This window comes from Enterobacter cloacae complex sp. P42RS (assembly GCF_014930595.1).
In the GTDB taxonomy this organism is placed as follows: Bacteria; Pseudomonadota; Gammaproteobacteria; order Enterobacterales; family Enterobacteriaceae; genus Enterobacter; species Enterobacter bugandensis.
The window spans coordinates 330,343-342,358 of the sequence record NZ_JADBRK010000005.1 but is presented as its reverse complement, the minus strand read 5'-3'; the positions used below and the strand labels follow the sequence as shown (position 1 = coordinate 342,358).

The following is a 12,016-nucleotide window of genomic DNA, read 5'->3' as shown; positions in this document are numbered from 1 at the left end:
TCACCAAATCATTACAATAGCGCCGTTCTCAACGGGGTGCTGCATCACAGATGTGCGCTGAGATAATACCCGTCGAACCTGATCCGGATAACGCCGGCGAAGGGATTTGAGGCTGTTTCTCAAAATCCTTTGCCACTCAACCCTGAGGTGCAAAGTGTTAAAAAACGTTCTTCCTCTGCTGGCGCTGGTTGCGCTGCCTGTTTTTGCTAAGCCTGTTCTGACGGTCTATACCTACGACTCCTTCTCCGCCGACTGGGGCCCCGGCCCGGTGGTTAAAAAAGCCTTTGAAGCCGACTGCAACTGCGAGCTGAAGTTCGTGGCGCTGGAAGATGGCGTGTCGCTGCTTAACCGCCTGCGCATGGAAGGGAAAAACAGCAAGGCCGACGTGGTGCTCGGGCTGGATAACAACCTGCTGGAAGCCGCCACGCAAACCAGACTGTTTGCCAAAAGCGGCGTGGCGGCAGATGCCGTCAACGTGCCGGGCGGCTGGAAAAACGACACCTTCGTTCCCTTCGATTACGGCTACTTTGCGTTCGTCTACGATAAAAACAAGCTGAAGAACCCGCCGAAGAGCCTGAAAGAGCTGGTCGAAAGCGATCAGAAGTGGCGCGTGATTTATGAAGATCCGCGCACCAGCACGCCGGGTCTGGGCCTGCTGCTGTGGATGCAGAAAGTCTACGGCGACAAAACGCCAGAGGCGTGGCAGAAGCTGACTGCGAAAACCGTTACGGTCACTAAAGGCTGGAGCGAAGCCTACGGCCTGTTCCTGAAAGGCGAAAGCGATCTGGTGCTGAGCTACACCACCTCTCCGGCCTATCATATTATTGCCGAGAAGAAAGACAACTACGCGGCTGCGAATTTCTCTGAAGGTCACTACCTGCAGGTTGAAGTGGCTGCCCGCACCGCCGCCAGCAAACAGCCGGAACTGGCCGAGAAGTTCCTGAAATTTATGGTCTCCCCGGCATTCCAGAACGCCATTCCGACGGGCAACTGGATGTACACGGTTACCGACGCGGCGCTGCCGGCAGGCTTTGAGCAGCTGAACAAACCGCAGACCGCGCTGGAATTTACGCCGCAGCAGGTTGCCGCCCAGCGCGCCGCATGGATAAGCGAATGGCAACGCGCCGTCAGCCACTGATCCCCGGCTGGTTAGTTCCCGGACTGATTGCCGCCATACTGATGGTGGTCGTCAGTCTGGGAGCGTTTCTGGCGCTGTGGTTTAACGCGCCAGAGAGCGATCTGCTCGCGCTCTGGCACGATAGCTATCTCTGGCACGTTATCCGTTTCTCCTTCTTGCAGGCGTTTCTTTCCGCGCTGCTGTCAGTCATCCCGGCCATTTTCCTTGCGCGCGCCCTCTATCGCAGACGTTTCCCCGGCAGGCTAGCCCTGCTGCGCCTGTGCGCCATGACGCTGATCCTGCCCGTGCTGGTGGCCGTCTTTGGCATCCTGAGCGTATACGGTCGCCAGGGCTGGCTGGCCTCCCTCTTCGCGTCTTTAGGCCTGGAATGGACCTTCTCTCCCTACGGGCTGAAGGGCATCCTGCTGGCACACATTTTCTTCAATATGCCGATGGCGACGCGCCTCTTTTTGCAGGCGCTGGAGAACATACCCGGCGAGCAGCGCCAAATTGCGGCCCAGCTCGGCATGCGCGGATGGTCATTCTTCCGCTTTGTCGAATGGCCGTGGCTGCGACGCCAGATTGCCCCGGTGGCCGCGCTGATCTTTATGCTCTGTTTCGCCAGCTTTGCGACCGTGCTTTCTCTCGGCGGCGGCCCGCAGGCCACCACCATTGAGCTGGCGATCTATCAGGCATTAAGTTACGACTACGATCCGGGCCGCGCCGCGTTGCTGGCGATCGTACAAATGGTGTGCTGCCTGGCGCTGGTGTTACTCAGCCAGCGGCTGAGCAAAGCGATCCCCGCAGGAAGCAATAATCTTTCTGGCTGGCGCGATCCGCAGGACAGCCTGCTCAGCCGCATCTCGGACGTGATGCTGATTGCGCTGGCGCTCCTGCTTCTGCTGCCGCCGCTGCTGGCCGTGATCGCCGACGGCCTCAACAGGAATGTGGTATCGGTACTTCAACAGTCGGTCCTGTGGCAAGCCACGTGGACCTCATTGCGTATCGCGCTGGCAGCCGGGCTAATCTGCGTGACGCTGACCATGATGCTGCTCTGGAGCAGTCGCGAGCTGTACGCGCGACATGCCCGTAAAGCCGGACACGCGCTGGAACTGACGGGCATGCTGATTCTGGCGATGCCGGGCATTGTGCTGGCGACCGGCTTCTTTTTACTGTTTAACAGCACCATCGGCCTGCCGGAAAGCGCCGACGGCATCGTCATTTTTACCAACGCCTTAATGGCCATACCGTACGCGCTGAAGGTGCTGGAAAACCCGATGCGGGATGTTAACAGCCGGTACAGCGCCCTGTGCCAGTCCCTTGGCATTATGGGCTGGCGGCGGCTGAAAGTGGTCGAACTACGCGCCCTGAAGCGGCCGCTCGCCCAGGCGATGGCCTTCGCCTGCGTGCTGTCGATTGGGGATTTTGGCGTGGTGGCCCTCTTTGGCAACGAGGATTTCCGCACGCTGCCGTTCTGGCTTTATCAGCAAATTGGCTCCTATCGCAGCCAGGACGGTGCCGTCACGGCGCTGCTCCTGTTACTGCTGTGCTTTACCTTATTTACCGTTATCGAAAAACTTCCGGGGCGTGATGTTAAAACTGACTGATGTAACCTGGCTTTACCAGCATCTGCCGATGCGTTTTACCCTCTCCGTTCGTCAGGGAGAGCGTATTGCGGTGCTTGGCCCAAGCGGGGCCGGTAAAAGTACCCTGCTCAATTTGATTGCCGGTTTTTTGCAGCCTGTCAGCGGGTCGATAGTCATTGATAATGGCGAGTATACCTACGCTCCGCCGGCTAAGCGCCCGGTGTCGATGCTGTTTCAGGAAAACAATCTGTTTAATCACCTTACGGTGTGGCAGAACATCGCGCTGGGAATCGATCCGGGGTTAAAACTCAATGCTGCGCAGCGTCAGAAGCTGGAGGTGATTGCCGAACAAATGGGCCTGTCCGCGTTGATTTCAAGACTGCCCGGTGAGCTTTCCGGCGGCCAGCGTCAGCGCGTGGCGCTGGCACGTTGTCTGGTGCGCGAGCAGCCGCTGCTGCTGCTCGACGAACCCTTCTCGGCACTCGACCCGGCCCTGCGCCAGGAGATGCTCTCGCTGGTGGAAGAGGTTTGCCAGCGCCAGCAGATCACGATGCTGATGGTTTCGCACAGCATTGAAGATGCCGCACGCATTGCACCGCGATCGGTAGTGATCGCGGAGGGACGGATTTTGTGGGATGGAGAAACAGAAGAACTTCTGAGTGGTAACACGGGGGCGTCTTCATTGTTGGGCATTCGTGCGGTCTGACGCCTTCACCCTGCCCCTCTCCCACGGGGAGAGGGAAAACACCTTAACGGCTCACCACCTTCAACAGGATCTCGCCGTACACCGGCATCAGCGGGTGACGAATCAGCGCAACCAGCGCCACCACCGCCACGCCCAGCGTCAGCGGGGCCAGCCAGAGCAGGCGCGTGCGCGGGAGATAGTGCGTCAGGCGATCGACGCTGGCTTTCGCGCTGCGCCATAGCCGCCAGCAGAGCCAGACCGCCAGCCACAGCAGCACCGCCGTTCCCAGCAGCAGCCACTTGAACTCACCGCTTTGCATACCGTCAGGGATATCAATGGCCGCACCCGCGAGGATCCCCGGCAGGAAGTAAAACGGCGGCCAGAATACGCATCCGATAATGTTCGGCACCACGAATTTTGCGACGGGCAGATCCAGCATCCCCGCCACCATCGGCACCAGCGGACGCGTTGGCCCGACAAAGCGGCCTACCAGAATGGTGAACATGCTGTGCTGGTGCAGCGCATGTTCGGTTTTATCCAGCAGCGCTTTGTTCTTTTTCATGAACGACCAGCGGTGCAGCGGCTTCTTAAAGCGCCAGCCCAGCCAGAAGGAGATCCAGTCCCCCAGCAGGCAGCCGATAATCCCGGCCAGCCACGCCTGCCAGAAATTGACCTCACCGCTGCCAATAAGCGCCCCAAGCCCCGCCATCATCACGGTGCCGGGCAGGATCAGCCCAACCAGCGCCAGCGATTCCAGAAACGCCACCAGCGCCACGGCGATGAGCGAGTACATAACGGACTGGGTAATAAAGTGTTCCAGCAATGCCTGCATAACTATTCCGGTCAGAAAACGAATCAGCGATTCTGCTTAGCGCCCCGCACCGCGTCAAGGCATCAATTGTCTGAATAGTTTACAGGATGCTCCTGAAGTTCACCTGAATGTTTACCGTTTATTCACATCCCGCGCGGAATTCACTGGGACTGGCGCCGGTGCACTTCTTAAACACGCGAGAGAAATAGAGCTGATCTTCAAAGCCCACGTTGCGTCCGACGGTCGCGATAGGCATCCGGGTGGTGCTGAGCAATAGCTTTGCCTGGCTGATGCGCTGATCCTCACGCCAGCTCAGCACGCTCACGCCAAGCTGCTGGCGGAACAAGTGTGACAGGCGGGACGGCGAAAGACAGACGTGCTGGGCAACGCTGGCGATATCAAACTGGCTGTCGGCCAGATGGTCGCTGATGTACTGGCAGGCGTCGCGGACGCGGTTATCCAGCGGCGGGTTAAGCGACTCGTTGATCGCCTCCATGCGGCGCAGCAGCACCTGCTCAAGCAGGTTGATCGCCAGCAGTTCGGCATAGCGCCCGCCCGCCTGCCCCGCCTCAATAATTTGTGCGAACAGTTCACGAAACTGCGCCAGATGCGCCTCATCCGGACGATAAAAACCGGTTTGCGCGAAAATAGCCGGCCATGAGAGCCACTCCTGCCAGTAGGCGCGCGGGCGGAAATAGACCCACTGGTGATACCACTCTTTGGCGTCCGGGTGACGCCCGTAGTGGTGGATCTCCCCCGGCGGGAACAGCAGCATATCGCCCGGGCGGCAAACAAACTGCCGATCGCCGTTTTTTATCACCCCTTCCCCGCGTACGGTCAGGTTCAGAATATACCCTTTCATGCCGAGCGGCCGGTCGACGTAAAAATCGAGATACCCCTCGGCCTCAATTGGCGTCAGCCCCGCCACCAGATGGGCGTTGAATGAGTATCCCGGCAGCAGGGGATCGTTTTGCGGTTCGGCCATAGATTCAGTTCTCCCAAGGGTCCTGAAGGAAACCATTTGTCCATATCGTTAAAAGCAGTATAAAAATGGCCTGCGAAAAGATCCAAAAAGCATCACGCCTCTTTTACGTCCGCCATGTTTCAGCCTTTTCCCCTGATTTTTCTGCCGACACGGGCAGAGAAGCAGTAACAAAAGTGTCTATAAGTGCGGCAGAAATGTCCACATTGAATATTTGCACGGCGTCACACTTTCCGTCGTAACAGCAATTTAGTCCATAAGATTAGCGGATCCTGCCTGACGATTTTTATCCCCAGTCTCTAATGTTCTTCCATACCTGTTTCGGATGGAGCAACACCATGGCAATTGCAATTGGCCTCGATTTTGGCAGCGACTCGGTTCGCGCGCTGGCAGTGGACTGTACGACTGGCCAGGAGATAGCAACCAGCGTTGAGTGGTATCCGCGCTGGCAAGAGGGGCGCTACTGCGACGCGCCAAACAACCAGTTCCGTCACCACCCGCGCGATTACATTGAATCGATGGAAGCGGCGATCAAAACCGTGCTGGCTGAACTGGCTGACGCCCAGCGGGCCGACGTCGTGGGGATTGGCGTCGACAGCACCGGTTCAACGCCAGCCCCGGTGGACGCTGAAGGCCGCGTGCTGGCGCTGCGCCCGGAGTTTGCCGACAACCCGAACGCCATGTTCGTGCTTTGGAAAGACCATACCGCCGTGGAAGAGGCGGAAGCCATCACCCGCTTATGCCATCAGCCGGGAAAAACCGACTACTCGCGCTACATCGGCGGCATCTACTCCAGCGAATGGTTCTGGGCCAAAATCCTGCACGTTACCCGCGCGGACGCTTCGGTCGCCCAGGCCGCGGCATCCTGGATTGAGCTGTGCGACTGGGTTCCCGCCCTGCTCTCCGGCACCACTCGCCCGCAGGATATCCGCCGCGGCCGCTGCAGCGCCGGGCATAAATCCCTGTGGCATGAAGGCTGGGGCGGTCTTCCTCCGGCAGCGTTCTTCGATGAACTTGACCCGATCATCAACAAAAACCTGAAATACCCGCTCTTTACCGACACCTTCACCGCCGATATTCCGGTCGGCACGCTCTGCGAAGAGTGGGCGACGCGTCTCGGCCTGCCGCAAAACGTGACCATTTCCGGCGGCGCGTTCGACTGCCACATGGGTGCCGTGGGTGCGGGTGCGCAGCCTAACACGCTGGTGAAAGTGATCGGCACCTCCACCTGCGACATCCTGACGGCAGATAAAGCCAGCGTCGGCGACCGCGCGGTGAAAGGGATCTGCGGCCAGGTTGACGGCAGCGTGGTGCCAGATTTTATCGGCCTCGAAGCGGGGCAGTCCGCGTTTGGCGATATCTACGCCTGGTTTGGCCGGGTGCTCGGCTGGCCGCTGGATCAGCTGGCTGCCGCGCATCCTGAGCTGAAAACGCAGATTACCGCGAGCAAAAAACAGCTCCTGCCGCAGCTCACCGAAGCCTGGGCAAAAAATCCGTCCCTCGACCACCTGCCGGTGGTGCTGGACTGGTTTAACGGTCGCCGCACGCCGTTTGCCAACCAGCGCCTGAAAGGGGTGATTACCGATCTCAACCTGGCGGCCGATGCCCCGGCGCTGTTCGGCGGTCTTATTGCCGCCACCGCGTTCGGCGCGCGCGCCATTATGGAGTGCTTCACCGAACAGGGCATCGACGTGAACAACGTGATGGCGCTGGGCGGTATCGCCCGTAAAAACCCGGTGATTATGCAGGCCTGCTGCGACGTGCTGAACCGTCCGCTGCAGATTGTGGCCTCCGATCAGTGCTGCGCGCTGGGCGCCGCGATTTTCGCTGCCGTGGCCGCAGGCGTTCATGCGGATATCCCGACCGCGCAGCAGCACATGGCAAGCGCCGTCGAAAACACGCTCCAGCCGCGTGTCCAGCAGGCACAACGCTTTGAACAGCTTTATCAGCGCTACCAGCAATGGGCAAAAAGCGCCGAGCTTCACTATCTCCCTGTCGCCGCCCCGGCCAAAAGCACCGCGGACACTACGGCAACCCTGACCCATTAAGGACACGATGATGACCATTTTTAATAATTATGAAGTGTGGTTTGTGATTGGCAGCCAGCATCTGTACGGACCGGAAGCGCTGCAGCAGGTAACGAAACACGCGGAGCACGTGGTTAACGCGCTGAACGCGGAAGCCAAACTGCCGTGCAAACTGGTGCTGAAGCCGCTGGGTACGACGCCGGACGAAATCACCAATATCTGCCGTGACGCCAACTACGACGACAAATGCGCCGGCCTGGTCGTGTGGCTGCACACCTTCTCACCGGCCAAAATGTGGATCAACGGCCTGGCAATCCTCAACAAACCGCTGCTGCAGTTCCACACTCAGTTCAATGCCTCCCTGCCGTGGGACAGCATCGACATGGACTTCATGAACCTGAACCAGACCGCGCACGGCGGCCGCGAGTTCGGCTTCATCGGCGCGCGCATGCGCCAGCAGCACGCTGTGGTCACCGGCCACTGGCAGGACGGCAAGGCGCAACAGCGTATCGGCTCCTGGATGCGTCAGGCGGTCTCTAAGCAGGATACCCGCCACCTGAAAGTGGTGCGTTTCGGTGACAACATGCGTGAAGTGGCGGTGACCGACGGCGATAAAGTCGCGGCGCAGATCAAGTTCGGCTTCTCCGTGAATACCTGGGCGGTGGGCGACCTGGTGCAGGTGGTGAATGAAATCAGCGACGGCGACGTGAGCGCGCTGGTGGACGAGTACGAAAGCAGCTACCGCCTGACGCCTGCGGCGCAAATCAACGGCGACAAGCGCCAGAACGTGCTGGATGCAGCGCGCATTGAGCTGGGCATGAAGCGTTTTCTGGAACAGGGCGGCTTCCACGCCTTTACCACTACATTTGAAGACCTGCACGGCCTGAAACAGCTGCCGGGTCTGGCCGTACAACGTCTGATGCAGCAGGGCTACGGCTTTGCGGGTGAAGGCGACTGGAAAACTGCCGCTCTGCTTCGCATCATGAAGGTGATGTCGACCGGTCTGCAGGGCGGCACCTCCTTTATGGAGGACTACACCTACCACTTCGAGAACGGCAACGATCTGGTGCTCGGTTCGCACATGCTGGAAGTGTGTCCCTCCATCGCGGTTGAAGAGAAACCGATCCTTGACGTGCAGTACCTCGGCATCGGCGGCAAAGCGGATCCGGCCCGTCTGATCTTCAACACCCGTACCGGTCCGGCCATCAACGCCAGCCTGATCGACCTCGGCGACCGTTTCCGCCTGCTGGTGAACTGCGTCGATGCGGTTGAAACCCCGCACTCTCTGCCGAAGCTGCCGGTTGCCAATGCCCTGTGGAAAGCGCAGCCGGACCTGCCAACCGCGTCAGAGGCGTGGATCCTGGCGGGTGGCGCGCACCACACCGTCTTCAGCCACGCGCTGGACCTGAACGATATGCGCCAGTTTGCCGAGCTGCACGATATCGAGCTGACCGTGATTGATAACGACACCCGTCTGCCAGCCTTTAAAGACGCGCTGCGCTGGAACGAAGTCTATTACGGTTCAAAACGCTAAGTACGTAATGCCCGGTGGCGCTGCGCTCGCCGGGCAGGGAGACAACGATGTTAGAAGATCTCAAACGTCAGGTACTTGAAGCCAACCTGGCGCTGCCAAAACATAACCTGGTGACCCTGACCTGGGGCAACGTCAGCGCCGTTGACCGGGAAAAAGGGGTATTCGTGATCAAGCCTTCGGGCGTGGATTACACGGTGATGACCGCAGAGGATATGGTCGTGGTCAGCATCGAAACGGGTGAAGTGGTGGAAGGTAACAAAAAACCGTCGTCCGATACGCCCACCCACCGTCTGCTGTATCAGTCCTTCCCGACTATCGGCGGCATCGTGCATACCCATTCGCGTCACGCGACCATCTGGGCGCAGGCGGGCCAGTCCATTCCGGCCACCGGCACCACCCACGCGGACTACTTTTACGGCACCATTCCCTGCACGCGTCTGATGACCGATGCGGAGATTAACGGTGAGTACGAATGGGAAACCGGGAACGTGATCGTCGAAACCTTTGAAAAACAGGGGATCGACGCGGCGCAAATGCCCGGCGTACTGGTGCATTCCCACGGCCCGTTTGCCTGGGGTAAAAACGCGCAAGACGCAGTGCATAACGCGATAGTGCTGGAGGAAATCGCCTACATGGGGATCTTCTGCCGCCAGCTGGCACCGCAGTTGCCGGATATGCAGCAAACCCTGCTGGATAAACACTACCTGCGCAAGCACGGCGCGAAGGCCTATTACGGACAATAAACTGTATATATCCCCAGCATAAAACATTCAACCAGGCTATAATCAGGCCTGGTTTTGTTTTATGGGATGGCGGCGTGGCACAGGCGCAAGAAGGCTTTTTACTGACCCGACACTGGCGGGATACCCCTCAGGGCACCGAGGTTGCGTTCTGGCTGGCGACAGATAACGGCCCGCTGCACGTTACGCTTCCTCCTCAGGAATCCGTGGCATTTATCCCTGAACATTACGTCGAGAAGGTAAAACAACTGCTGCGCGATGAGAACGGCTGGCGCCTCACTCCTCTTGAGCTAAAAGATTTCCATCGTCAGCCGGTGTATGGCCTATACTGCCGCGCCCATCGCCAGCTGATGCGCTACGAAAAATTACTACGCGAAGCGGGCGTGACGCTCTACGAAGCGGACATTCGTCCGCCGGAACGCTTTCTGATGGAGCGGTTTATTACCGCCCCCGTCTGGGTTGACGGCGCTGAGCAAAACGGCACCCTTATCAACGCTCGCCTGAAGCCTAATCCGCATTATCGCCCCCCGCTAAAGTGGGTTTCCCTGGATATCGAAACCACCCGTCACGGCGAGCTATACTGCATCGGCCTGGAAGGCTGCGGGCAGCGGGTTGTCTATATGCTCGGGCCGCCGAACGGCGATGCGTCCGCGCTCGATTTTCAGCTTGAGTACGTCAACAGCCGACCGCAGCTGCTGGAGAAGCTTAACCAGTGGTTTGCCGAGCACGACCCGGACGTGCTGATCGGCTGGAACGTGGTGCAGTTTGACCTGCGCGTACTGCAAAAACACGCAGAGCGGTATCGCATCCCACTGATGCTCGGGCGCGGAAATACGGAGCTGGAGTGGCGCGAGCACGGCTTTAAGAACGGCGTGTTCTTTGCGCAGGCCAACGGCCGCCTGATTATCGACGGCATCGAGGCGCTGAAATCCGCGTTCTGGAATTTCTCCTCCTTCTCTCTGGAAGCGGTAGCGCAGGAATTGCTCGGTGAAGGCAAATCCATCGACAATCCGTGGGACCGCATGGACGAGATTGACCGGCGCTTCAACGAAGACAAACCGGCGCTCGCCACCTATAACCTGAAAGACTGCGAGCTGGTGACGCAGATATTCCACAAAACCGAGATCATGCCGTTCCTGCTGGAGCGCGCGACGGTAAATGGCCTCGCGGCTGACAGGCACGGCGGCTCGGTAGCCGCCTTTAGCCACCTCTATTTCCCACGAATGCACCGTGCGGGCTATGTTGCGCCCAACCTCGGGGACGTACCGCCGCAGGCCAGCCCCGGCGGCTACGTGATGGACTCCCGCCCAGGACTGTATGATTCGGTTCTGGTGCTGGACTACAAAAGCCTCTACCCGTCAATTATCCGCACTTTCCTTATTGACCCGGTGGGGCTGGTGGAGGGGATGGCGCAGCCAGACGATACGCACAGCACCGAAGGTTTTCTCGGGGCACGCTTCTCGCGCGAAAAACACTGTCTGCCGGAGATTGTGGGGAACATCTGGCACGGCCGCGACGAGGCGAAACGTAATGGCAACAAGCCGCTCTCGCAGGCCCTGAAAATTATTATGAACGCTTTCTACGGCGTGCTGGGTACCAGCGCCTGCCGCTTCTTCGATCCGCGTCTGGCGTCGTCCATCACCATGCGCGGACACGACATCATGCGTCAGACCAAAGCGCTGATTGAATCCCGGGGCTATGACGTTATCTACGGCGACACGGATTCAACCTTTGTGTGGCTTAAGGGCGCACATTCAGAAGATGACGCCTCACGAATCGGCAAAGAACTGGTGGCCTTCGTAAACGACTGGTGGCAGGAACATTTGCAAAAAGAGCGGTTAACCAGCGCATTAGAACTGGAATTTGAAACCCATTTTGCCCGTTTTTTAATGCCCACCATCCGCGGAACCGACCAGGGCAGCAAGAAGCGCTACGCCGGGCTGATCCAGGAGGGTGAAAAGCAGAGAATGGTCTTTAAAGGCCTGGAGACGGTGCGCACTGACTGGACGCCGCTGGCACAGCAGTTCCAGCAGACGCTCTATCTGCGGATCTTCCGCAACGAGCCCTATCAGGACTACATCCGCGAAACCATCGCCAGCCTGATGGCCGGCGAGCTGGATGACCAACTGGTATATCGCAAGCGCCTGCGCCGCCCGCTGGCGGAGTACCAGCGCAACGTCCCGCCCCACGTGCGCGCCGCGCGCCTGGCGGACGAAGAGAATGTACGCCGGGGACGCGCGCCGCAGTATCAGAACCGGGGGACGATAAAATACGTCTGGACAACGAACGGGCCGGAGCCCGTTGATTACCAGCAGTCGCCTCTCGATTACGATCACTACCTGACCCGCCAGCTTCAGCCGGTTGCGGAGGGAATTTTACCGTTCATCGACGACGATTTTGCTACACTTGTGACAGGGCAACTTGGCCTATTTTGACGCGTGACGAAATGGCTGCCATCCAGTACCATAGCGCCCTTTCCATTCCCGGACCCATTTTTCGATGACCGTCATTTTTGACGGGGGTCGAACTATTGC

At 59.0% G+C, this 12,016-nt stretch carries 9 protein-coding genes and 1 riboswitch; of the genes, 7 read left to right on the top strand and 2 right to left on the bottom strand.

Going from position 1 to position 12,016, the window contains the following annotated elements; all coding sequences use genetic code 11:
• Positions 1-22 precede the first annotated feature (22 nt).
• A riboswitch (TPP riboswitch) is annotated at positions 23-123 on the top strand.
• A 31-nt stretch (positions 124-154) separates the two neighbouring features.
• The 3 genes from thiB to thiQ are packed head-to-tail and all read left to right on the top strand — an operon-like array spanning position 155 to position 3,409.
• The gene (gene thiB, locus IM314_RS09495) at positions 155-1,138 is read left to right on the top strand and encodes a thiamine ABC transporter substrate binding subunit (protein WP_193358523.1); all 984 of its coding nucleotides are present in this window, start codon (positions 155-157) and stop codon (positions 1,136-1,138) included.
• Positions 1,114-2,724 (top strand): thiamine/thiamine pyrophosphate ABC transporter permease ThiP, encoded by a 1,611-nt coding sequence (thiP, locus tag IM314_RS09490; RefSeq protein WP_193358524.1) that lies wholly within the window; start codon positions 1,114-1,116, stop codon positions 2,722-2,724. Before thiB ends, thiP begins: the two co-directional genes overlap by 25 nt.
• A complete protein-coding gene (gene thiQ, locus IM314_RS09485) occupies positions 2,708-3,409 on the top strand; it encodes a thiamine ABC transporter ATP-binding protein ThiQ (RefSeq protein ID WP_041911253.1) in 702 nt (233 codons plus the stop codon). Before thiP ends, thiQ begins: the two co-directional genes overlap by 17 nt.
• A 43-nt stretch (positions 3,410-3,452) precedes the next feature.
• Here the strand turns inward: thiQ and IM314_RS09480 are convergent, their stop codons facing one another.
• Both IM314_RS09480 and araC read right to left on the bottom strand, forming a co-directional pair.
• Entirely contained in the window at positions 3,453-4,220 is a 768-nt protein-coding gene (locus IM314_RS09480) for a DedA family protein (protein ID WP_060573309.1), read from the bottom strand.
• A 118-nt stretch (positions 4,221-4,338) separates the two neighbouring features.
• Complete coding sequence (gene araC / locus IM314_RS09475) at positions 4,339-5,184, bottom strand: arabinose operon transcriptional regulator AraC (RefSeq protein ID WP_028015490.1); 846 nt, start codon at positions 5,182-5,184, stop codon at positions 4,339-4,341.
• A gap of 335 nt (positions 5,185-5,519) precedes the next feature.
• Here araC and araB point away from each other — a divergent pair, with 335 nt between their 5' ends.
• The 4 genes from araB (at position 5,520) to polB (ending at position 11,917) form a co-directional block, all read left to right on the top strand.
• The gene (gene araB, locus IM314_RS09470; protein WP_193358525.1) at positions 5,520-7,229 is read left to right on the top strand and encodes a ribulokinase; all 1,710 of its coding nucleotides are present in this window, start codon (positions 5,520-5,522) and stop codon (positions 7,227-7,229) included.
• 10 nt (positions 7,230-7,239) lie between these two features.
• A complete protein-coding gene (araA, locus tag IM314_RS09465; RefSeq protein ID WP_041911255.1) occupies positions 7,240-8,742 on the top strand; it encodes an L-arabinose isomerase in 1,503 nt (500 codons plus the stop codon).
• A 47-nt stretch (positions 8,743-8,789) separates the two neighbouring features.
• Positions 8,790-9,485, top strand: coding sequence for an L-ribulose-5-phosphate 4-epimerase (gene araD, locus IM314_RS09460; protein WP_028015487.1), 696 nt, complete (start codon positions 8,790-8,792; stop codon positions 9,483-9,485).
• Between the two features lie 74 nt (positions 9,486-9,559).
• A complete protein-coding gene (gene polB / locus IM314_RS09455; protein WP_193358526.1) occupies positions 9,560-11,917 on the top strand; it encodes a DNA polymerase II in 2,358 nt (785 codons plus the stop codon).
• Positions 11,918-12,016 lie beyond the last annotated feature (99 nt).

Coding starts and splice junctions, on each gene's coding strand:
- thiP (WP_193358524.1), top strand. CDS start 1,114: ATGGCAACGCGCCGTCAGCCACTGATCCCCGGCTGGTTAGTTCCCGGA.
- thiQ (WP_041911253.1), top strand. CDS start 2,708: ATGTTAAAACTGACTGATGTAACCTGGCTTTACCAGCATCTGCCGATG.
- IM314_RS09480 (WP_060573309.1), bottom strand. CDS start 4,220: ATGCAGGCATTGCTGGAACACTTTATTACCCAGTCCGTTATGTACTCG.
- araC (WP_028015490.1), bottom strand. CDS start 5,184: ATGGCCGAACCGCAAAACGATCCCCTGCTGCCGGGATACTCATTCAAC.
- araB (WP_193358525.1), top strand. CDS start 5,520: ATGGCAATTGCAATTGGCCTCGATTTTGGCAGCGACTCGGTTCGCGCG.
- araA (WP_041911255.1), top strand. CDS start 7,240: ATGACCATTTTTAATAATTATGAAGTGTGGTTTGTGATTGGCAGCCAG.
- araD (WP_028015487.1), top strand. CDS start 8,790: ATGTTAGAAGATCTCAAACGTCAGGTACTTGAAGCCAACCTGGCGCTG.